This window comes from Elusimicrobiota bacterium (genome assembly GCA_041660185.1).
Classification (GTDB): Bacteria; Elusimicrobiota; Elusimicrobia; order 2-01-FULL-59-12; family 2-01-FULL-59-12; genus JBAZWU01.
The window spans coordinates 1-21,926 of sequence record JBAZWU010000004.1; the positions used below are offsets into that span (position 1 = coordinate 1).

The 21,926-nt window shown below is 55.9% G+C and carries 22 protein-coding genes; 9 read left to right on the plus strand and 13 right to left on the minus strand.

Translation table 11 applies throughout. The annotated features are described in order from the left end of the window. Positions 1-480 precede the first annotated feature (480 nt). On the plus strand, positions 481-1,191 hold the full coding sequence (locus WC859_04415) for a cytidylate kinase-like family protein (protein MFA5975391.1): 711 nt from the start codon (positions 481-483) through the stop codon (positions 1,189-1,191). Between the two features lie 7 nt (positions 1,192-1,198). Further along, positions 1,199-2,596, plus strand: a complete 1,398-nt coding sequence (gene fumC / locus WC859_04420) for a class II fumarate hydratase (GenBank protein MFA5975392.1) — start codon at positions 1,199-1,201, stop codon at positions 2,594-2,596. Positions 2,597-2,852: 256 nt separating this feature from the next. Here fumC and WC859_04425 read toward each other — a convergent pair whose 3' ends face one another. From WC859_04425 to WC859_04455, 7 genes are all read right to left on the minus strand, one after another. Continuing rightward, positions 2,853-3,026 (minus strand): hypothetical protein, encoded by a 174-nt coding sequence (locus WC859_04425; protein ID MFA5975393.1) that lies wholly within the window; start codon positions 3,024-3,026, stop codon positions 2,853-2,855. Between the two features lie 176 nt (positions 3,027-3,202). Next, positions 3,203-4,714 carry a S8 family serine peptidase gene (locus tag WC859_04430; GenBank protein ID MFA5975394.1) on the minus strand — a complete coding sequence of 504 codons (1,512 nt, stop codon included), beginning with the start codon at positions 4,712-4,714 and terminating at the stop codon, positions 3,203-3,205. Next, entirely contained in the window at positions 4,711-5,814 is a 1,104-nt protein-coding gene (locus WC859_04435) for a PorV/PorQ family protein (protein MFA5975395.1), read from the minus strand. Before WC859_04435 ends, WC859_04430 begins: the two co-directional genes overlap by 4 nt. Positions 5,815-5,823: 9 nt before the next feature. After that, the gene (locus WC859_04440) at positions 5,824-6,582 is read right to left on the minus strand and encodes a DUF3108 domain-containing protein (protein MFA5975396.1); all 759 of its coding nucleotides are present in this window, start codon (positions 6,580-6,582) and stop codon (positions 5,824-5,826) included. Positions 6,583-6,702: 120 nt separating this feature from the next. Continuing rightward, positions 6,703-8,736: a ribonuclease R gene (rnr, locus tag WC859_04445; protein MFA5975397.1), complete on the minus strand. Its 2,034-nt coding sequence runs from the start codon at positions 8,734-8,736 to the stop codon at positions 6,703-6,705. Beyond that, a complete protein-coding gene (locus WC859_04450; GenBank protein MFA5975398.1) occupies positions 8,733-9,029 on the minus strand; it encodes a PilZ domain-containing protein in 297 nt (98 codons plus the stop codon). Before WC859_04450 ends, rnr begins: the two co-directional genes overlap by 4 nt. 91 nt (positions 9,030-9,120) lie before the next feature. Then, a complete protein-coding gene (locus WC859_04455) occupies positions 9,121-9,384 on the minus strand; it encodes a hypothetical protein (protein ID MFA5975399.1) in 264 nt (87 codons plus the stop codon). A 206-nt stretch (positions 9,385-9,590) separates the two neighbouring features. On the opposite strand from WC859_04455, the gene WC859_04460 reads away from it, so the two are divergent. From WC859_04460 to WC859_04470, 3 genes are all read left to right on the plus strand, one after another. Beyond that, positions 9,591-10,250: a hypothetical protein gene (locus tag WC859_04460; protein ID MFA5975400.1), complete on the plus strand. Its 660-nt coding sequence runs from the start codon at positions 9,591-9,593 to the stop codon at positions 10,248-10,250. 30 nt (positions 10,251-10,280) lie between these two features. Continuing rightward, positions 10,281-11,573, plus strand: coding sequence for a PAS domain-containing protein (locus tag WC859_04465; protein ID MFA5975401.1), 1,293 nt, complete (start codon positions 10,281-10,283; stop codon positions 11,571-11,573). A gap of 114 nt (positions 11,574-11,687) precedes the next feature. Then, the gene (locus WC859_04470; GenBank protein ID MFA5975402.1) at positions 11,688-13,880 is read left to right on the plus strand and encodes an ATP-binding protein; all 2,193 of its coding nucleotides are present in this window, start codon (positions 11,688-11,690) and stop codon (positions 13,878-13,880) included. Here the strand turns inward: WC859_04470 and rimO are convergent. After that, the gene (gene rimO / locus WC859_04475; protein MFA5975403.1) at positions 13,877-15,196 is read right to left on the minus strand and encodes a 30S ribosomal protein S12 methylthiotransferase RimO; all 1,320 of its coding nucleotides are present in this window, start codon (positions 15,194-15,196) and stop codon (positions 13,877-13,879) included. The genes WC859_04470 and rimO overlap by 4 nt on opposite strands. A gap of 93 nt (positions 15,197-15,289) precedes the next feature. Here rimO and WC859_04480 point away from each other — a divergent pair, with 93 nt between their 5' ends. Together WC859_04480 and WC859_04485 are read left to right on the plus strand one after the other, a co-directional pair. After that, on the plus strand, positions 15,290-15,967 hold the full coding sequence (locus tag WC859_04480; GenBank protein MFA5975404.1) for an RNA-binding protein: 678 nt from the start codon (positions 15,290-15,292) through the stop codon (positions 15,965-15,967). A 21-nt stretch (positions 15,968-15,988) separates the two neighbouring features. After that, the gene (locus WC859_04485) at positions 15,989-16,150 is read left to right on the plus strand and encodes a hypothetical protein (GenBank protein ID MFA5975405.1); all 162 of its coding nucleotides are present in this window, start codon (positions 15,989-15,991) and stop codon (positions 16,148-16,150) included. Between the two features lie 56 nt (positions 16,151-16,206). On the opposite strand, the gene WC859_04490 is transcribed toward WC859_04485, so the two are convergent. The 5 genes from WC859_04490 to WC859_04510 all read right to left on the minus strand — a co-directional run bounded on the left by WC859_04490 (position 16,207) and on the right by WC859_04510 (position 19,744). Continuing rightward, positions 16,207-16,332: a hypothetical protein gene (locus tag WC859_04490; protein MFA5975406.1), complete on the minus strand. Its 126-nt coding sequence runs from the start codon at positions 16,330-16,332 to the stop codon at positions 16,207-16,209. A gap of 115 nt (positions 16,333-16,447) precedes the next feature. Beyond that, on the minus strand, positions 16,448-17,353 hold the full coding sequence (locus WC859_04495; protein MFA5975407.1) for a HEAT repeat domain-containing protein: 906 nt from the start codon (positions 17,351-17,353) through the stop codon (positions 16,448-16,450). Beyond that, positions 17,353-18,201: a DUF1207 domain-containing protein gene (locus WC859_04500; protein ID MFA5975408.1), complete on the minus strand. Its 849-nt coding sequence runs from the start codon at positions 18,199-18,201 to the stop codon at positions 17,353-17,355. The genes WC859_04495 and WC859_04500 overlap by 1 nt, the downstream gene beginning before the upstream one ends. Next, positions 18,191-19,030 carry a DUF3108 domain-containing protein gene (locus WC859_04505; GenBank protein MFA5975409.1) on the minus strand — a complete coding sequence of 280 codons (840 nt, stop codon included), beginning with the start codon at positions 19,028-19,030 and terminating at the stop codon, positions 18,191-18,193. The genes WC859_04500 and WC859_04505 overlap by 11 nt, the downstream gene beginning before the upstream one ends. Positions 19,031-19,093: 63 nt before the next feature. Then, positions 19,094-19,744, minus strand: coding sequence for a SprT family zinc-dependent metalloprotease (locus WC859_04510; protein MFA5975410.1), 651 nt, complete (start codon positions 19,742-19,744; stop codon positions 19,094-19,096). A gap of 68 nt (positions 19,745-19,812) precedes the next feature. Between WC859_04510 and WC859_04515 the strand changes: the two genes are divergently transcribed. Both WC859_04515 and WC859_04520 read left to right on the plus strand, forming a co-directional pair. Further along, positions 19,813-20,112 carry a hypothetical protein gene (locus WC859_04515; protein ID MFA5975411.1) on the plus strand — a complete coding sequence of 100 codons (300 nt, stop codon included), beginning with the start codon at positions 19,813-19,815 and terminating at the stop codon, positions 20,110-20,112. 160 nt (positions 20,113-20,272) lie between these two features. Beyond that, complete coding sequence (locus WC859_04520) at positions 20,273-21,883, plus strand: peptide chain release factor 3 (protein MFA5975412.1); 1,611 nt, start codon at positions 20,273-20,275, stop codon at positions 21,881-21,883. Positions 21,884-21,926: the final 43 nt, after the last annotated feature.

The window sequence follows — 21,926 nt, forward strand, 5'->3', positions numbered from 1 at the left end:
TTGTAGAGAGCGGCGTTGGAGTCGTCGGCGACAGCGGTAAAAGCGCCGCCCATGCCCAGAGGACGGGCCCCCCATCCATTATCAAGAAAGGCCGCTTGGACCGGTAAGGAGATCCCCAAGAGCAGAGCTCCCAAAAGTGGGGAAAAGCAACGATGTTGTTTCTTCTCCCTATTCATCGGCCTTTCCTTTTGTTGCCTGACATAGGACATGTTCCTCCCAATTAATCTTCTCGCTACTAAGATGTCAAAATAGTGTTACATCTCGGCATTCGAAAGGTTATTTCTAGGTTACAGAGGGCGAATTTTCGATATATAGTGCGATATCGCACATTGGCATTTATTACGTCTATCCATTTTTTGAATGATTAAAACAGGCTGATTTTTAAGCTCAATTCATAAATTGAATATTTGAATTGTTTTGTTAACTGTATTAAAATATATCTATCCTCACGAACTCCTAGAAAGCGCTAAGAGGTGACTTATGGATAAAGTATCAGCGCTTATTCAGGCCTTGGCTTATTCGGTCCCACCTGTAGAATCGGAATCCTCAAATCAGTCGTGGCCATTCATCACAATTTCCAGGCAAGCAGGCGCCGGGGGATACACGCTCGCGAAAGCGCTCATGCACGAACTTGAACAAAAAGCGGACGATCCTTTCTGCAGCGGGTGGAGTATTTTTGGAGTCACGATGTGCCGCCAACTGCTCGAGAAACATCACCTTCATTTATCGCAGGAAACGCTTCGTAAAGAAGATTACCACTCTCAGTTGGAGGACCTGGGGTATCAGATTTTCGCCAGCCACAGTTCTCAGGAATATGTATTTCACCGCATTTCGACCGAGATACGGACCGCCGCCATCCGAGGGAAAGTCATCATTATCGGCCGCGGAGGATCCTGTTTGACCGGAGACTTGCCGAATGGAATTCATGTGCGGCTCGTCGCGTCTTTAGACGCTCGTGTTCATCGCATGCAAGAGCTTCAAAAATGTCCGGAAGCGAAAGCTCGGCAAATCGTCCATGAACGGGATGCGGCCAGAAGCCGCTACGTACACGATCGATTTGGGAGAGATATCGATGACCCGACTCTCTACGATGTGATCTGGAATACGGAACGGGTCGCTATCCCGGATGTGGCCCAGCAGTTGATGGCGATGATCCGTAGTCGCGCCGCGCGGCCGGTTCTGCAAGTATAATGAGTGCGTGACGACCCCCCTCTCCACCCGTCAGGAATCCGACAGCATGGGCGCCCTTGAGGTGCCAGCCAATCGTTACTGGGGCGCGCAAACCCAGCGCTCGCTGATCCATTTCGATATCGGTTCCGACACGATGCCTCCTGAGCTGATCAGGGCTTTCGGGATCCTGAAGAAAGCCTGCGCACTCGTCAATAAAGACCTGGGTAAATTACCCGCGGACAAAGCGGATCTGATCGTGCGTGCCGCCGACGAAGTGATCGCCGGCAAACTTCAGGATCATTTCCCGTTGCGCATATGGCAGACCGGTTCCGGCACGCAGACCAACATGAATGTGAATGAAGTCCTTTCCAACCGCGCCATCGAGCTGGCGGGGGGGAAAATGGGAACGAAACAGCCCATCCATCCGAATGACCACGTGAACCTGTCGCAATCGTCCAACGATACCTTCCCGGCGGCCATGCATATGGCGGCCGCGGTCGAGCTGGAGCAATCGTTGCTTCCCGCTGTCGAGGAATTACGGAAGGCTCTTCTCCATAAGCAAAAAGAATTTGATCGTGTTGTAAAAATCGGACGGACCCATCTGATGGATGCGGTTCCAATGACGGTCGGGCAGGAGTTCTCCGGTTGGGGGTCCTTGATAGAACGGGACCTGGCGCGGTTGCGGCAGGTGCTGCCCGGATTGCGCGAGTTGGCCATTGGCGGCACGGCGGTGGGGACCGGATTGAATACGCATCCGGAATTTGCCGAACGAGCGGCGAAGAAAATCGCTGAGCTGACCGGAATCCCATTTGTCTCCCATCCCAACAAATTTGCAGCGCTCTCCGCGCATGACGAGATCGTCTATGCCAGCGGCGCGCTCAAAACGTTGGCCGCCTCCCTGATGAAGATCGCCAATGACATCCGCTGGCTGGCCTCCGGACCTCGCTGCGGTCTCGGCGAAATGAAACTGCCGGAAAACGAGCCGGGGTCTTCCATCATGCCGGGCAAAATCAATCCCACGCAGAATGAAGCCATGACCATGGTGGCGGTGCAAGTGATGGGCAATGACGCGGCCATCGGTTTTGCCGGTTCACAGGGGAATTTTGAGTTGAACGTGTTTAAGCCGGTGATCATTCATAACTTTCTGCATTCCGTCAGGCTCCTGAAGGACGCCTGCCGGATGTTTGTTGAGCACTGCGTGAATGGGCTCTCATTGGACCGCGAGAAAATCCAGTGGTACGTTGACCACTCGCTCATGCTCGTGACCGCGCTCAGTCCGAAGATCGGCTATGACAAAGCCGCCAAAATCGCACATACGGCTCACCATGAAAATATTTCCCTTAAGGAAGCCTGTTTGAAATTGGGTTATCTAACGGCGAAGGAGTTTGACCAACTGATTAATCCAGAGGAGATGACCCATCCATGAGGCCACCCTCACCCCAGCCCTCCCCCTCAGCAGGGGGAGGGGGCAAAGGTTCCGAGGCAAGTGTTACTCCCCTCTCCCTGTTGAGGGAGAGGGACAGGGTGAGGGCGAGGTTAGGTAGCCTGCTGTTCTTTGGGTCGTTATTTGTGGGGTGCCAGCCGTCGGCGCATGCCTTGGGCCGGCGGCCCGAGGATGTTCCTGTTTATGAGTCTCAGCCGGAAAGTAGCCGATTCACCAGCCCGGCCAATCCTAATCCAGCCTATACCGCGCCTCGTTTTGACAACTCTTCGGCATCCGCTCCGGCCGCTGAACCCGAATCGCCGGCCGAGACTTCCAAAACCACATCGCCTTTGCCAAGCCACCGGGGACAAACGGTCACCTCTCCTTCGACACCCTCGTCTCCGGCGCCCAAGGCGGACACGCCAGCGTACAAACCGCTTCCTCCCGCGCCGCCCTTACAGCCCGACGCTTCGGAACCGTTACTTCCTGAAGACTTAATCAATCAGCATTAAAGACAGTTACAAGTACCAAGTTTCAAGTTACAAGAAAATTCCTTAACAAGTTCCGATTAGAGCTTGTCACTTGCGACTTGGAACTTGAAACTCGTTGTTATTTGATGATGGCGACGGTCCCGCGGGCTTTGTGTTCGCCGTCGCTGGATTTGATGAGGTAGAAGTAAAGCCCGGAGGCCACCGGCTCGCCGGCACTGTTCGTCAGGTCCCAGGTCGCTCGGCCATTGGAAGGGGTAAGGTTTTTGACCCAAAAACCGGAGAGCGTGAAAATTTTGACGGAAGCGCCATCCGGGATATTCGCAAAAGTCATCAGCCGATTGCCGGTGCGGCGAACGTCCCACGGGTTTGGATAGGCATAAACGTTGGTCAGCGAGTTCAGTTGAAAGGTAATGGAGCGCTGCTTGGCCAGTTCCACCGCCCGGCTGGCGTTGACCCGGCCCCACCCATAATAAATATCGTAACCTGGATCACCCAGATCGTCCGTTGAATCAAACAGAATCTGCTGCGCCTGTTCCGGAGTAAAGGTCGAGTCAATGGAAAAAATCAGGGCCATGACGCCGGCGGTAATCGGAGACGAGAAAGATGTTCCAGCGACCGTGTCCACTTCGCCGTGCCCGGGTCCCTGTAAACAGCCATTGCAGTTGGTGGTTAAAATAGCCGACCCTGGAGCGGACACGCCGATCTCCTGCCCGAAATTTGAGAAATCGGTCAGATGGTCATCTGCATCCGTGGCCGAGACATAAACAAGACCGGGCATTTGAGCGCACCCTCGGTTGATGCTGCTGTTGCCCGCTGACTTGATCACGAGGCCGCCTTTTGAGCGCATGTAATCCGCCGCCTGCAGGATCACCACGGAATCGCAGAAATCCGAGCCGAAACTCATATTCAAAACTTTAATCCCATGGTCAGCCGCGTAGATAATGGCAGAGGCCATCACCACACTGTAAGAAAAATCATCGGCGCCCTCGACGATCTTGATGGGCATGATACTGGCGTTATAAGCCACCCCGGCCACATCAAGGTTGTTATCACCGATGGCGGCAGCGGCTCCGGCGACCGTTGTTCCATGCCCTTCCTGATCGGAGGTGTCGAGATTCCCTTCAGCGACGTTGACCCCCGGCACCAGATGTCCCGCGAGATCGGGGTGCGTTGGCATGACCCCTGTGTCAGCGATGGCAATGGTTATTCCTGCTCCGCTTGTTGTGTCCCATGCGGCGGGACAGGCGGTTTTGTTGAGATGATACTGGGAACTCAAAAGAGGGTCATTGGGAATCTTTTGGGCGAACTGGACGGTATCCAGTTCCGCAAATTCCACCTCGTTTCCCATTTCAGTTTGGATTCGGTTAATCATTTCTTCGGGAGTCACGCCCGCCGGGACAGAGAGAACTTTTACGCCGATCGGTGAAAGGGTGTGCTTCTCAGTCACTCGAAGATGAGCCAGAGCGGCCGTCCGCTTTGCAGCGGTGGCTTGTGACCGGAACTTCACTAGGATATGGTCGGAGGCTCGCCGGGGAACGGTTGAACGTGCGACAGGTGCTTTCGCGGCGGCCCCCCCGCCGAACCACAGGGTCAGACCGATGAGCAAGCCGATGGATTTCTGAGTCCTCATGGCCGTGAATCCTTTCCTTTTCGAGCGGGGGCCGGCTGGAGCGCTTTGCGTTCGTCGGGATTCAGGACATCGTAGAGGTTCTGATACCCGGATTCGTCTAAAATGGGATGTTCAAAATTGGCCTCCGTGACTGTTTTTTGACGGGAGGGGCGGGAGGATTGGGTCTGGCCGAAGCGCAAAACGAGCGAGAAGTAGTGACTGGTTCCCAACTCACCAAAGGGGACCCATGCGTAGGACAATTCCTGTCCCCATAGAAAAAGACCGAATCCGGAGGAAAAGCCGGACATCAGACTGAGTTCTTTCGTATGGCTGGTGTTGTATCCGCAACGAACGGTAAAGACGTCTTCATAAATGTATTCCGCTCCAATCGACCCGCTGAGCAGTCCGGTTCGCCGATAAACGCCTTCGGCTGACACATTCCAATCCGAATCCAGGGCATAGAGTCCTCCCAGGCGAAAAGCCATCGGCAACGGGTCTCCCTCGTTCACAAATTTTAAATTGGGTCCCAGATTGGCAGCGACCGCTCCCAGCGAGAATCGGTCCATGGGTTTATAGAGAACGCCGAGGTCTGCGGCGCCGGTCATCGCGGAGGCGTCGGAGATTTTGGCGGTGATCGCCTTGGCGGCTGCGCCGAATGACCAATGGTCGCGCCAGCGCTGGCCATAAGCCAGGGAATAGGCGGCATAATACGAAGAGAAAGTCCCCATCGGGGTACCGATTTCATCGCGCCGGTCCAGGTCCCCCGAGCCTAAATATTGGATCGATGATCCAAACCCTCGGCGGGTGCGACCCGTGACGGGCTCTTTCGTCCCCAGAGGATGGACGTAACTCAGGTATTCGTAGTGAACAGATTCGAGGTAGGGTTGATGCGTTCCGGCCAGCTGAGGACATTCCAGAAAACCAAGTCCCGCCGGATTCCAAACGGTGGCATAAGCGTCCTCGGCACGGGCGGAGTAGGCAGCTCCCAGGGAGGCCGGACCGGCGCCGACCGGGATGTCCAAAAAACTGGCGGCTTCTGTCCCAGCCGCCGCATAAAGAGTCCGGGAGAGGGCGCTGGCGATCAAAAAAACGATGACTCGGTATTCCTGTCGATAATTCATGGAAGGTCTCTAATTCAGTCCGGAAGACAGCAGGGGCTGCGACACCCGGTCCGTGTTAGGGGGTAAAACGGGTTGTTCCCGAACCAGTTCCGCCGAGACATGCCCGATGAAAACCTCCGACCGCATTAAGACCGGCAGATGCCGGTCATCTGCCGTGACCCATACCATTAGTTTCTTCCCTTTGGGGATAAAAATTCCCGGCTCCCGCAGAAGCGGTTCCAACCGGAAGCAGTCGAATCGGCCTGCTTTAACCTTTACCCGTTCGCGTTTCGTCACTCGAACAAGCAGCGGCCAGGTTTTAGCCCCGCTATGAACGTCGATCGTATAGGAAAGACCCACCGCGAGCGGCTGCGTGCGAACATAGTAAAGACTGCTCAAGATGTCCAGGACATCGGGAGGAATGGCTCCTTGCTTGTGTTCAAACGATTGTTTATCAAAACGTTCTTCCTGCTCGATAAAGGAATGCTGGACTTGATCCAGCTCGACGATCTGATGCGCCCGGTATTTCCCTTCATGCAGGTTTTTTTCGTACCGCAGGGAACGGGGTCGAATGGCGTCCAGCCAGGCTTCGTTGCGGTCTTCGACATGATAAAAAGTATCCACGATCCCGGTGGAGCGCGCTTCAGAAATAATGTGGTAAGCCACGGTACTGGACGTTAGGTCCAGGGGATTCACCGACAGCGTTGAATACCCCCCTGTGATGGCTCCCCATCGGATCGCAAAGAGCAGGGATTCCCCAGCCTGAAAAGGAGTTGAATAAGGTGTCACGGGAGCCGGATTTAATGGGATTTCCCCAAAAGCCAGTCCCTGAAAGAGAAGACAAAAAACCAGAGTTATTTTTCGGGGGATCACAGACTTTCTTATGCGGGGTTTTTAACCGGTTTGCAACTACTTTTTGCGGGGGGGATCAGACGGAAGAAGATCAAAATCCAGCTGGCGTTTGACGGGGTTGGCCGCCGCGAGTTGGATACGGACGGATTGGCCCATCTGAAAGATCCGCCCGGTGCGTTTGCCGCGCAGCTGCAAGCGGACCTCATCGAAAAGGTAGTAATCCCCCTGAAGGTTGGAAATATGGACAAGGCCTTCAACGAAAAATTCCTTGAGCTGGACAAAAATACCAAAAGCGGTGACGCTGGAAATGACCCCCGAAAAACTCTCTCCGACGTGAGGCTCCATCAGCCGGACTTTTTGAACATCCAGGTATTCCCGTTCGGCATCCACGGCGACGCGTTCCCGCTGCGAGGCGTGGGGCGCGATCTTCGCGAGCAGCGGTTTCCAGCGCGTCTGGCGATCGGTGGTGAAATGATGAAGCCGTTCTTTGATCAACCGGTGGACGATCAGGTCAGGGTAGCGGCGAATGGGCGAGGTGAAATGAGTGTAGCAGGAAGACGCCAACCCGAAGTGCCCCGCATGGGTCGTTGAGTAAACCGCCTGTTTCAAACTACGCAACACCATCATGTGGACCATCGGTTGAGTCGGTTTCCCTTCGGCCGCCTGCAGAAGATGTTGCAGGGTGCGCGGGTCGTCCGTCCCGAAGCCCCTGGGAAACCGGAGGCCGATCAATTCCAGGGATTGGCGAAGCTTCACCAGTTTTTGGGGATCCGGTGCTTCGTGAATGCGATACAGGAAAGGCCCCCGGCTCATGTGACGGGCCACGGCTTCGTTGGCCAGGATCATGAAATCTTCAATCAGGCGGTGGCTCTCCAGGCGCTCCCGCCGCCGGATATCCAGGGGGCGTCCGTGCGGATCTGTTTTAACATCCGGTTCCGGAAAATCAAAATCCAGCGATCCGCGTGTGGTGCGCTGCCGCCGGATCAGTCGAGCCAGATGGCTCATTTCCCGGATATCGCCATGGATGGCCGAGGGTAGCCCCGGCAACGTCTCGCCTTTGAGGATTTGCTCGACTTGTTCATAGGTGAAGCGGCGGACACTGCGGATGGCGCTTTCAAAAATTCGATGCGAACTCACCGTCCCTTCCGTCGTCAGATCCATCTCACAAGACAGCGTCAAACGGATCTGCTCCGGCCGCAGGCTGCAGAGACCGTCGGAAAGAGAAAACGGCAGCATGGGCAGAACAGTACCGGAGAGATAAACACTGGTTCCCCGCCGATAGGCTTCCTCATCCAGAACCGAGTTCTCACGGACATAATGGGAGACGTCGGCAATATGGACGCCCAGGCGCCAGCCTCCGTGGGGAAGCGATTCAATGGAGACGGCATCATCAAAATCTTTCGCATCCGCTCCATCGATCGTGAAAATGCGTTGATGAAAAAGGGTTTCCCGCCCGGCATACGCGTCGGGCAATACGGTCTCGCCGAAGACGCCCGCTTCCCGCTCAACCTCCAGAGGGAACACGTCCGACAAATTGTATTTATGGATCACGGCCTGAAGCTCAACACCGGGTTTGGACCGCGGCCCTAGAACGTCCGTCAGTTCCGCGGTGGCGGTGGTTTTAGCGCCCGGCCACTGGGTGATCCGGGCGACGACCAGCTCCCCGTCACCCGGATGAAAATGATGGAGCTGAAGAAGCCGGATGGGTTGGAGAGAATTTTCCAGCAGGACGACAGGCGATCCATTCACGCGTCCGAACGAGCCCACGACCGTGTCGCGCGCATGCTCCAGGACTTTCAAAAGACGTCCGCTCCGGCGAGGCGCTTGAGGCGACGAGGTCACCTCCGCGCTAACCCGGTCGCCGTCCATGGCCAGCGCGAGGCTTGGCCCGTCGATCAGAACATCGCTCAGATCCGGTTGATCGGAGAGCACAAATCCGACCCGTCCTTTGAGTTGCAAGGTTCCTTCGACAAAACGATTGCCGGCCTGTTTCCGGGCCGGGAGGAGCGGAGCAGCGGGAGGACGGGCTGGCGTGCGTCCGGCGTGGTTCGGCCGCCGGTGGCGATGGGGCTTGGAGAAAGGATGTTTCACGGAGCGAGGGGCGCGGGAATCGGGTCAAACCGGATCCCGTACGTAAACCCGGGCCGTTTCTTTTGAGTCCAGACGACCCGTCCCGAAAGCTGGAGGGGGGACTCTTTATCAGCGGCCAGATGCAGGCGGATTTTCTTTTTCGAGGCGAGCGTGTTCCGGCTTCGGACCATCGCTCCCTGTTCCGAGATGTTGACAAAATAGCCTTCTCCGATCACCATGCGGCCCCTGGGATCATAAAGATCCAGAGGAACAGTCGAATGGATGCGGGGCGATTGACGGCGTTCCGGCTTCATAGAGGCTCCTTCGGGCGGGGATGGCTTCACGAGTCTCTCTTATTAAACCGTTTTTCAGATCGAATGCCAAGGGATAACCGGAAGAACCCCATTAACGTTTGCGGATTACGGAACTGTAAAAAAGGACGACCGCGACCACACCTGAAAAAAACACGATATTGACCATTCCAAAGGCTTTGAGCACGATATCTTCGGACTGAAGGCTGGCGGGCAGCATGCCGATGATGCAGATCCACACGCCGATCACCCACGTGAGGCTGATATCGTCCGAGCATCGCCGCCGGATGATCCGCACGATGAGCGGAATATTGAAGAAAGGCATCAAAATGGCAGATAGAAGGCCAAGAGTTTTCATATCATGAACCCACATCATAGCAAGTCCCCTCGATGTCATTCCCCGCGGTCACTGGCGGGGAATCTATAAAGTCGTCGGCGGGCCTGGATCCCCCGCACCGTCCTTCTGTTGAATCGAACAGTCGGTGCGACCCCGTCGATGAGAACATCGACGGGTGGTCGGGGCCGCCAACAGCCGCGGGGGATGACAAGAGTTGCGCAACTATTATGATTTCTCGTTACAATGCGGTTGTTTATGCCCTGATGGCTACCCTGATCGCGGGATGTGTCCCTCTTCCGCGAGAGGGCCCGGCTGCTCCATCGTCAGCGCCTCCTTCCGTCAAAGCCAGCGCGGCATTCCCCGCCCGCATCGCCGTGTTGCCTCTTTCCAATCAAGCCGGCAGCGCCGATGGGGCCGTTATTTTACGCTATCTCGCGGTCAGGAAACTGAATCGTGATTTGGGATATTTCGTTTCCCGGCCTGATGAGACCGATCAAATCCTGCATGAACGCACGCTCACGGGACCTGAAATTCCTATCCAGGTCGCGATCGCGCGGCAGAACGCCGGGATTCTTGCGGATTGGCTCGGAGTGGATGGGGTATTGCACGGAGAACTCCAGGCCTATCATCGCGCCAAGCTCACGGTCTGGGTGCGCTCCCAGGTGAAGGCGCGCTTCTGGCTGACCGACCGGCAAGGGAAAACCCTCTGGGAGAACGCCAAAGATTCCGATCAAAGCAGTTTCGGCGGCGGCCACACCTCCATCGCGAGTTTTCTGACGGACAGTGCGATCCCCCCCGACGTGATGGAAAAAATCCGTGCCTCCGATCTCTCCGAGGCGGCGCTCGATCTGGTCGATGACGCTTTCGGCACCTTCCCCAAACGTTAAAATGATTTGCTTCAATGTGGTGAACAATTCATGAAGACTCAACCGTCATTGTTCCCGCGCGCGGCGATATTGTTGGCAGGAGAAGCCTTGCTCCTGTGGGGGCTGTGGTGGGGCATGGGACGGGAGACTGCGGCGGTGAATCAGGCGGTCAGCGAGATTTCGGATCTCAAAGACCCTTCCCCTTTCCGTGCGGCGCTGATGGGACACCTCGGGAAAATCCGCATCGGCCTGCAGGGTTATCTGTGCAGCCAGGACGCATCCTTATTGAAACAAGTTGCCGACAGCCGGCAGGACTTTGAAGCCTCACTCCCCGAGTTCGCCCACCAGAACCCCAGCCTGTTCCCGCCGGAGGCCGCCCGGGAAATCCGGAACGCTTTCGATCTGTTCAAGGAAGCGGTCGATCGGACGCTCGAGGCCAATACCCGCCGTTTGTCACAGTGGGGAGTGCTGGAACAGAACTTCACGCGGATTCTTTTCCTGATCGAACACAAGGTGCGGCCGCTCATCCGGAAGGACCAGCCCGACGGGGAAGAACGAAGCGAGGCGATTCTGAATATTGAGAATCAACTGCGCGCCTGGCAGCAGAATCTCGTTCTGGTCTGGGCGCAGCCCTCGGACGCCGCCAAAGAACTGACCTTTGAGAATGATAACCGGGGCGAATCCTATCTGGATCTTTACGGGCGGATGCAGTTGCTGCCGGTTGAGCGAAAAACACAGCGCGAAATCCTTACGCTTTGGAAAGCCAACAGCCATCTGGCCCGGGAAAGTGTTGCCATTGAAACGAACGTGAGCCAGACGGTGAGCACCATGGATGCTCAGCGTTCCCATCTGACCGAGACGCTGAACCATTTCCTGCCGGTGATGCCGCCCGCGCAGCTGGAGATCCGTAAACAGGAGTTTTTCTGGAGGATCCGGCTTCATACGGCCGCGGTGTGTCTCCTGGCTTTTCTAGGGCTTGTTTCGCTCGTTGGTTTTGCGCTTGTCCTGTACCGCCAGGGACGCCGTTATCTGTTTTCTGCGGGCCCCGCGCCTTCGGGGCTGACCTTTCAGATGGATTTGAAGGGGGTTGTGACGAGCTGGAGTGTCATCGCGGAAGAACTCTATGGCTACCGGCCGTCCGAGATGCTGGGGCAGTCGATCGTCAAGCTCTTTGAATCCGAGTCTGAGATTAACCGCCTTTATGCGGAGCTTCAGGCCGCCCGTCAGATCTTTTTTGAGACAACGCATAAGACCAAACCCGGAGCCTCCCTCCAGGTCCGCATCGAATTCCGGCCGATTGCCGGCCACCCTACGACCATCGGCATCATCTGTACCCCGCGTTAACCGGAAGGCCTTTTGACCCAATAGCGGCCCCGGGCCCCTTCTGTCAAGCTCCCGGTTTCCATTCAAAATACCCTTGCTGTAAGGCCATCCTCGGTCTAGACTCAACTCACCGATATGGGGATACTTCTACATCGTCGATCCACCGCGTTCTGGTTTGTCCTGGCGTGCGCCGTCATTTCATGGGCGGGATTCGCTGCGTATTGGGGGACTCACGGGCTGGTCCGTTCGTTTGATTCCGTCTCAGAATCCCACCGGGCCTTGGAGAAATTGCAAACGATCCAGGTGCTGATGGAATCCGCGGAGGCGTCGGTCAGCCGTTACGTCATTACGGGCGACCCCGCCAGCCTGTCGCCGTATCAGGAGGCCCAACGGGTCATCCCGCAGCGGTTGCGCCAGATCAAATCACGAAGCCCAAAGCCGCTGAATCGGCTGGTCCTGGTTCATCTGCAGTATCTCTCGAATATCGTCGCGGCGCGGAAAGCCGGAGGGTATGCGGCGGCGGAACAGTGGGTGTTATCCGAAGATAATGTTTCCGTTCGCCAGGCGCTGGCGCGCGGGCTCTCCGACCTACAGGAAAAGGAAAGCGCTCAGGTTCGCCGGCGCTCAACGACCACCTCCCGTCATTCGTCAAAAGTCACCGCTGGGCTGGTCTTATTCGCCTGCGTCAGCCTTGGATTTTTGGCGGGGGCCTTTGGTCTGCTGCGCCGGGAGTCCGACGGGCGTGTTCTGGCCGAAAGCGAGACGGAACGCATGGAAACGTTTTTGCATTCGATTATTGAGCGGATACCCTATCGCATTCTGGTGAAAGAAGCGACGAACCTGCGCTTGACCCTCGTCAACAAAGCGGCGTCAGAATGGCTGGGCCGATCGGAAACAGAGTTGTTGGGCAGCAATGCCTATGATTTGCGTCCGCACGAAGAGGCTCAACACGAAGTTCAGCAGGACCGCCAGGTTTTGCGGGATGGGAAAGCAGTCAATATCCCGGAAGAATCTTTAGTCTTGCCCAGCGGGGAAGCGCGTACTCTTCATACACAGAAAGTCTCTATCCCGGATCAAAATGGGGCCCCGGCCTATCTCGTCACGATTTCGGAAGACATTACCGAGCGCAAACAGGCGCAGCGGATGTTGGAACTCTCGCGGGATGCGGCCGAGGAATCGGCGCGCGTCAAAGCGGAATTTCTCCGCAACATGAGCCACGAGTTCCGTACGCCGCTGAGCATCATTATTGGAATGACGTCGCTGCTTCTGGATTCCGAACTCTCGGACGAACAACGCCGCTTTGCCTCGACGGTGCAGCGGGCGGCCGGCGGGTTGACCCATTTGACCAAGGATATTCTCGATTTCTCAAAAATGGAATCCGGAACCTTTACCCTCGAGACGCAGGAGATCTCGATCCGTCCGGCCGTGGACAGTGTGGTGGCCATGTTTTCCGAGCAGGCGCGGGCCAAGGGAGTGGGCCTGGTCAGCCTGATCCCCAATGAAATTCCGGCCACGCTCCTCGGTGACGGGATTCGTTTGCGGCAGGTTCTGACGCAGCTGGTGGGAAATGCCGTGAAGTTTACATCGCGCGGTGAAGTGATTCTTCGAATCACCAAGGCGAAAGAGGACGAGACGCGTCTGTGGTTGACCTGCCGGATTACAGACACCGGCATCGGGATTGATCCGGATGTCCAAAAACATTTGTTTGAAGTATTCCGCCAGGGAGACGGTTCGCGGACCCGCCAGTTCGGCGGGACGGGGCTAGGGTTGGCCATGTCCAGACGGATCGTGGAGTTAATGGGAGGGGAAATCGGTTTTGAAAGTGCTCCCAAAGAAGGATCTTCTTTCTGGTTTACACTTCCCTTTCAGAAACGAGGATCATCTTTCTCGCCTATTGATCAACCCTCGTTGCCGTGGACGCGGGCGCGGGTGCTGGTGGTTGACGAAAATGAAACCGTTCGTCAGTTGCTTCGTCAACAACTGGGGACCTGGGCGCTTGCCAGTGAAGGAGTATCCAGCGGGGAAGCGGCCTTGACGCTGCTCCGGCGCGAACAGAAAGCCGGCCGGCCTTTCGCGATCGTGCTTTTGGATATGCATCTGCCGGATATGGAAAGCGTTGATTTCGCTCGGGCCGTGAAACAAGACCCCCATGTAGCTCAGACGCAGTTGTTGGTCATGACCACTTCTGATTCACCGCTCGATCCAGCGACGGGTTCGTCCCTTGGTTTTTCTGGATGGATTTTCAAGCCGCCCCAGCCGGAAGCGCTGTTCGAGCATCTGTCTCTCCTCATTGAGCCCGTTCGGCAGGATCATCCACGAGCGGCCTAAACAGGCTCAGCGGAAAATTCGTAGGCATCAAATCCCGTCAATTTCGCCTGAATAAAACGGCCGCCCCGCGGCTCAACGGTCTTTTGCAGCAGGCGCACCACCGCATCGATTTCCGGCGCTTCCCGGCACGTGCGTCCGAACACGTCTCCGGCCTCAGAATCTTCCAGGAGAACAGTTTCCACTTGTCCAATTCGCTGTTGCGCTTTGGCAAGAGCCACGTCGTAGTACGCCTCAGTCAGCGCCGCCAGCCGTTCCTGTTTAACGTCTTCGGGGATCTGGTCCGTCCGCCGGGCAGCCGGTGTTTCTTCCTCCGGGGAGTAGGCGAAAGCCCCCAGATAATCAAAATGGCCTTCCTGCACAAAATGGAGGAGGCGATCAAACTGAGCGTCAGTTTCACCGGGAAATCCAACGATGAACGTGGTTCGTAGTGATAAATGGGGCGCTTTGGAATGCAGGCGATCGAGCAGATGCCGGATATCGGATTCATCTGTTTTGCGCTGCATCTCCGATAAAACACGGGAATCGATGTGTTGAAGGGGGATGTCCAGGTAAGGGAATTTCTTAGGTTGTTCAACGAGTGTTTCGAGCAAAGCATCGGAAAAGGAAATGGGATGCATGTACATCAACCGGATCCAGCGAATGCTTGGGATCCGGCTGACCGAACGCAAGAGTGCCGGAAGGCGACCCGTCGCCTTGAAATCGCGGCCCCAGTCGCCGGTATCCTGGGCAATAACGAGAAATTCTTCCACTCCCTGCGCCGCCAGCTCACGGGCTTCTTGAAGGATGGCCTCCTCCCGCCGGCTTTGTACGGGACCACGGATCCTGGGGATAACACAGAAGGAACAGGGATGACTGCACCCTTCCGACAACCTCAGGTAGGCGGTGGGGCCGGTGGTTTGGCGGGTCCGAGGAACATCCGGGTCCATAAACCCGCCGGGGTTGGCCCGATCGAGAAAACGGTCACGCGGTTTATCGAGAAAATCCGGGACTTGCGACAGCTGCCCGGTCCCGAGAAAAGCATCCACTTCCGGCAGTTCATCGAGAAGTGACGGGCCGTGCTGCTGAACCAGGCAGCCGGTCACGAGGAGTTTCTTCCCCTTTGTCTTTAATTGAGCGGCCTGAAGGATCGTTTCAACGGATTCCTTTTTTGCGGCTTCGATAAAGGAACACGTGTGGATGACAATGGCATCCGCTTCCGCCGGATTGGTCACCACGTCATACCCGCGCGCCCGCAGTAACCGGGTGAGGTTCTGGGTGTCGACCTGGTTTTTGGGGCAACCGAGCGTTACGATGGATACTTTTTGTTTCGCAGGCATAATAGGAACCCCTACAGTTTAATGTTTTCCAACAAAAAATATCCCAAGAAAATGCGCAATGCAGGTAGAATGTTGGAAGAAGAGGAGATAACCATGAGCAAAAAGCTTTTTGTGGGCCGGTTGCCTTATGATTTTACCGATGAAAAACTGAGGGAGCTTTTTACCGGCGTCGGCACGGTGCTCTCGGCGGTGATGGTCCAGGACCCGAAACAGGGACGGTCGCGCGGGTTCGGATTCGTGGCCATGAGCACGGAAGAAGCATCCCTGGCGGCCATTGCCAAGTTGAATGGAACTCATTTAGGAGAAAAAGATATTTGGGTGACGGAGGCGCGGGAGAAGCCCCGGCAGCCTCAGGCGGCGGCTCCTCGTCATCCCCCACGAGAAGACCGACGTCCATTTTCTTCAACGGATCGGAGGCCCTTTTCTGCCGGACGGGAGGGCCATTTTATGGGGCCACGATCCAGAGGGCCTGGCGCCGATCGTCCTCCCCGCCGATTTGGGGGTGGTGGACCACCATCCCGTCCCGGAGGTTCCTCAGATCGTCGTCCAGCCTTCGGCAAGTTTGGCGCTCGACCCGCGGGATCCTCCGATCGTCGTCCAGCCTTCGGCAAGTTTGGCGCTCGATCTGCGGGATCCTCCGATCGTCGCCCAGGCTTCGGCAAGTTTGGCACTCGACCCGCGGGATCCTCCGATCGTCGCCCAGGTTTCGGCAAGTTTGGCGGTCGTTCCGGGAATCGACGGCCGAGTAGCCCAAAGTTTTCGCAGAAATAATAGAAGTAAAAGGAGATTAATATGTCCGAGGTGTCCGAGTCTGAATACAAAGGTAATCCCATGATCGTGATCAAAGCCACTCCGGAAGACAAATTCCCGTTCCAGTTTGGCCTCAAAAAAGCCAAGTTGGTTTTGGCTCACGTTGAGGACATTAAGAAGTTTGTTGAGAAACACGGCGGATAAAAAAGACCGGCCGCCAGGTGTCTGGCGACCGGCTTGTTTATTCGAAAAGTGTTACGTCAGGCCAGGAAGGATAGAAAATAGTAACGTCCTGCGGCCGTGTCGAAGTAAATACTTTGTACGGCATAGTGGGTTTTGGCAAGGGTAACGGCCAAAAGGGCTAACATCAACCATCGAGCTTTCATACTTTCATCCTCCGCCAACATTATACCGCACTATCTCATCAACTTGTAAATGGGGCAAAAGGCTCATTGTGTATTCTTAGTCAAATTCGTATCTAAATAACGATCTGTTTTAGAATTAATGAGACTGCTTCATTTTGAAGCGGGCCAGGCTTGTCTGGGCTGTTTGCTGGATAGCTGGGTTTAAATCTTGGGCTAGTCCTTCTAAAATTGGAAGCAGGGTGGAGTCTTGCAGATAGCCCAAAGCATCAATGGCCAATAGTTGAATGGGGAGATCAGGATCTTTCACCAAGGATTGAGCGGTTTCCATCCCGCTGGAATCTCCCAACACCGCGAGCGCTCGCGCGGCAGCGGCTTGAACCGAATGATCCGGATCCTTCAGCATCGGTTTGATATCGCCCAGGATTTGAGCGCCTAAAAGAGCCCGGGTTCCATCAATAGCGTTGGCGCGAACTGCTGGATCGGTATCCCGAAGGCTTTGTTTCAGTCCTGCCGCCACAGTCGGTCCGGTCCGTTGGCCCAACGCCACAACCGCGGTTCGCCGCACAGAAGCCATCTGGTTTTTTCCTGCCTGCAAAAGGGCGTTCGTCGCGTTTTCACTTGGGATCTCCGCCAAGGTGTGAACCGCTTCGATCCGAACAGTTTCTTGAGAATCCGCCAGCGCTTTCAGGAGAGCGGAAACGCTTTCGGCTCGATAGACGCGGCGAAGCGCACAGGCCGCGCTTCCCCGGACTTCCGAAGAAGGGTCTACCGATAAACGTTCGCGGATGAGAGGTTCAGAGGCGGTGTCGCGCAGCTGTCCCAGCCCATCCAAGGCTCGCGCCCGGACAAAAGCGTCTTTATCTTGGACCGCCTTTCGCAAGGCCCCTGTCGCTGACGGATCCTGTGTCCTCGAGAGTGCTACGGCGGCTTCGCGGCGTTGAGCCGTAATGGTTGAAGTCAATTGGTCATATTCGGACGGTGTGACAGCCGGTAGCGAACCGGCCAAAAAAAGGAACATCATGACGACCAGAGAGAAATACATTAGGGGATTTCGAGCCGCATTCCGAGGTTCCAGTGTGTTTCCTGTTGTCTATAAAATTGTCCATGGGGCCGGTGGCCGGTGCCAAACTCGCTGAAGATCGAAAGACCGTACTGATCTAATGAATCATGCACAATTTTTACGCCAAACTGGGAATTAAAAGTCGGATTCCATCCCACCCGCTCCCAGGACTGAAGATCATTTGCCCAGAAGGTTTGCGCGTGACCGGCCGCCCACCAATTCGACCGCCATTCGAGGCCGGCCTGTACCGCGACGTGTTCCTGAGAGGCATGAACCAGGCGGATAATGTAGTCAGGGCCGCCGTAGAACCGCCAGTGCTCGCACGGCTCATAAGCCAGAAGCCATTTCCAGGCATCGATCGCGTTCTTTTCCGCGAGAACCCCTGTTCGTTTAATATAGTCGTCTCCCAGGTGCGAGCTGACATGATAAGGGAGAAGGCGCATGGACCAGCGTCCCATGCGAACGTCGACCGGCATGGTGGCGTAATAATCAACCACCTGAAGATCTTTGGTGTCGGCCGCCAGATCAAAGCGGGAAAATATGCCTCCGGCGATGCTCCACTGCAGATAAGTCTCCTGTTCCCAAGGCAGTTTCCAGCGATAGAGTCCTAAATAGTCACCTGCAGCGATTTCTCCAAGACATTCCCGGGACACCGGCATGACCAGCCGCATCGCCAGCTGAATTTCCCGCGGGTCTGCCACAAGCGGCCGGAAAACCTCTTTCGCATTGGCGAAAAGACCCAGGGATGAATCAGAGTTCATGAACGCATGGACAACAGAAAAGCTGAAAAGCATGGAGGCTATAAAAATAGAAAAGCGCTTACGGAACATGAGTGATCTCCGCGGCGACATGGCCGATGAAAACTTCCGAACGCATTCTGACGGGGACATGCCGATCGTCATCCGTTAGCCAGATTTCCATCTTGTTCCCTTTGGCAACAAAAATACCAGGTTCACGCAGCAAGGGTTCGATGACGACGCAGTTAAATGTCCCGCCCGACACTTTGATCCGCTCACGCTTTTTGACCGAGATAAGCAGGGGCCACATTTTGCTTCCGTTGAAGACATCGATCGCAAAGGTTTCTCCGGGAGCCAGCGGAAGCGTTCTCGCGAAGTATAAGCTGCCGAACACATCCCGGATGCCCGGAGGCACCGGTCCTTCCTTATGCTCTCCTCGTTGTTTGTCAAACCGGTAACTGTGTTGCATAAAGCGTCCGCACGTCTGGTCAATATCAGCGGACTCTTCAATCTGGTAACGGCCCTCTTTGATACGCTTGCTGTAACGTACTGTTGTCAGGGATTGCTGATCAAGCCAGGCGTCGTTATGGTCTTCCACGCGATAAAAAGTGCTCACAAAGCCGGATGAGCGCGCATTCGACGTCAGATGGTAAGTCGGACGACCCTGAATGGTTTCGAGGCCTTCCACGGCCAGTTCGGCCCGACCCGCGGTCACAACGCCCCACCGGATAACATAAGAAAACCGTTCGTGCTCAGGGAACGCTTTATTATCGGCGGTTGGCCACGGATACGGCAGGCACGTGCTGGAAACAGTCACCTGGGTGGATGAGGAAATAATTGTCACTGTTGACGAAGAAATCTCCGCCATCGCGAACGAAGCGGTTGCTCCCAGAAGAATAACAATAAAAATCCGCTGAATCATGGAAAGTATTCTAGCAACTTCACAATCTCCTGCGGTTTCTGGTCGTCGAAATAGCGGTTACTTTTAAAGCGTCAGATAGGCGCTGTAATCGCGGAGGCGTTTGCGGCGTTCCCGGTAATCCGGCAGGCCTGATTCAACCACTTCCCAGAAGCGGGGGGAGTGATTCGGTTGCCGAAGGTGGGCCAGCTCATGCACCAGGACGTATTCGAGAAGCTCGGGAGGCATCATGGCCAGCCGTGCGTTCAATCGGATATGCCCGCGGCTTGAGCAACTGCCCCACCGGTGGCGGGCCAGCCCCACACTCAGGCGCTGAGGCCAGGTTCCCACACGCGTCGTTAGAACCGGCAGGAGCGTTTTGGCGTATTTCTCCACTTCCAACCGGTAAAACGTAAGGGCTGTCTTCCGGCAAAGGGGGGCATCAACTGACAGATTGAGCGCGCGCAATTCTCCCCATACAGGGAAGATCTCGCCCGCCTCGAATCGCCAGACCGGCAGCAGTCGGAGGCGCGCCCGTACTCGCTGTTGCGTACGATGGATCCAGGGGAGATGCTGCCGAATGAACGTGTCCACAAGCGGCAAGGGCGCCCGGAAGGGGACGCGCGCCACGACCGAGCCATCCGGATCAATCTGAAGCCCCAGCGTGCGCCGGCGGCTTCGCCTGAGCCGATAGGTCAATTCGTCGGATTTATTGACGGACAAGGCCGTAAATAACACTTGTTTTACCTCCCGCAATAGCGCTTTAATATAGCTAGAAACACCCGCCAATTGAAAAGGAGGGTATCATGGCTGTTGATCAAGTGCAACCCGCCACACTGGAACATCATCCGTCGACGACCACCGTGCAGCCAATAGAAACCCTGCCTCCCCCGCCCCCTGCTGATTCATTGAAATCGGTCTATCAACAGAGTCTTCTGGATCTGGTTTCCCGGGAAGAAGATGAGTTTTTATCGCGGGAAGACCATCGAAAGATCAGTCAGTTTTTAATGGCGATGCTTTGGGGAAGTCTTGCCGTCGCTTTGGTTGTTGCGGTGTATGTGTTAATCGCCAACGGTCACTGGATCACGCGCTACCTGCCGCGCTGACCGGAATTTTATCATCTCTCCCGAATAACCCGATCGGGTTAACCGGCACGCTCCACGCTATCCCTCCTCGGCTGATATAATACGGCACCTTCGGTACGGTCGCCTGAAGGGCGACCGTTTTACCGATGGCCACCGCTACAATAGAAAAAAGGAGGCGGAGGTGGTTTTTAATTCCTCAGACGAAATCTTGCGCCGGCGGACCTTTGCGATTATTTCGCATCCGGACGCCGGGAAAACAACTCTGACGGAAAAACTGCTCCTCTATGGAGGAGCGCTTCAACTCGCCGGATCCGTCCGCATGCGCAAGAATGAACGCGCGTCGGCCTCCGATTGGATGGAACTCGAGCGCAAACGCGGGATTTCCGTCAGCTCAACCGTTCTTCAATTCGACTATCGCGGCACCCACATCAACCTGCTCGATACGCCCGGCCACAAAGATTTTTCCGAAGATACCTACCGGGTTTTGACCGCCGTGGACTCCGTCATTATGGTGATCGATTCCGGTAAAGGCATTGAAAGCCAGACTCGCAAGCTCTTTGAAGTTTGCGCCCGCCGGGGGATCCCCATTTTTACCTTCATGAATAAATTGGACCGGCCCACCAAGGAGCCTCTCGAGTTAATGGATGAGCTGGAGAAGATTCTGGGGATCGAAGCCTATGCCATGAACTGGCCATTGGACCAGGGAATCGGTTTCAAAGGTTTATTCAATCGTCAGGAAAATCAGGTCCATTGGTTTGAACGAACGGCAGGTGGCGCCTCCCGCGCTCCCGTGCATGAAACGACGCTCTCGGACCCGTCCCTCGAAAGCCGGGTAGATCCGGTGGCGCTGACTCGCGCGCGGGAAGAACTGGAGGTGCTGAACTATAGCGTAGGTTTTGACCAGAAGGCGATCCTGGCGGGGAAGCTGACACCGGTTTTCTTTGGCAGTGCCACGAACAACTTCGGGGTTCAGCTGCTGTTGGATAACTTTATTCACTACGCGCCGCCGCCGCAGGCGCGGGTCTCCTCGGCCGGTGTCGTGCCGCCAGAGAGGGAGTCTTTCTCGGGTTTCATCTTCAAGATTCAGGGGAATATGGATCCGCGCCACCGGGACCGCGTGGCGTTTTTGCGGGTGGTTTCCGGGAAATTTACCCGTGGCATGCCGCTGTGGCATTCCGGAAGCGGCCGGCAGGTGAAAATTAATAACGCGCACAGCCTCTTCGGCCAGGAACGTGAAATTATTGAAGAGGCTTATCCCGGCGATATCCTGGGGTTGGTCAGTTACGACGGCTTCGGCATCGGGGACACGCTTTCGCAGGAACCGGGGCTGGTGTACCATGAAATCCCGCATTTCCCGCCGGAGTGCTTTTCATTCATCGAAAACCCGAACCCTTCGAAATACAAGCCTTTCCGCCGGGGACTCGAGCAGCTGCTGCATGAAGGGGTAGCCCAGGCGTTGTATCTGAAAAACGGTTCCCAGGATGTTCCGTTGTTGGCGGCGGTGGGACCTTTGCAGTTTGAAGTCCTCCAATACCGGCTCGAAAGCGAGTATGGGGCTCCGGCTCTGCTGAAACCGGCCGTCTGGCAGTTGGCCCGGTGGATCAAGCCGCCGGTGAATCCTCTGGCCCTGGAGCGGGCGCTCACGGTGGATGGCGCGCGCCTGGCCGCGGATAAAACCGGCCAACCGGTCATTCTTTTCCCGACCGAGTGGCATCTTCAGTATCTTTCCAAAAATAACCCGGAACTTGAACTCCTGAAATTACCGCCCGACGCCCGAGCTGTGCCAGCCTGATTTTTTCTCCAACCGAATGAATTTTCCGGCGTGAATTCCCTCT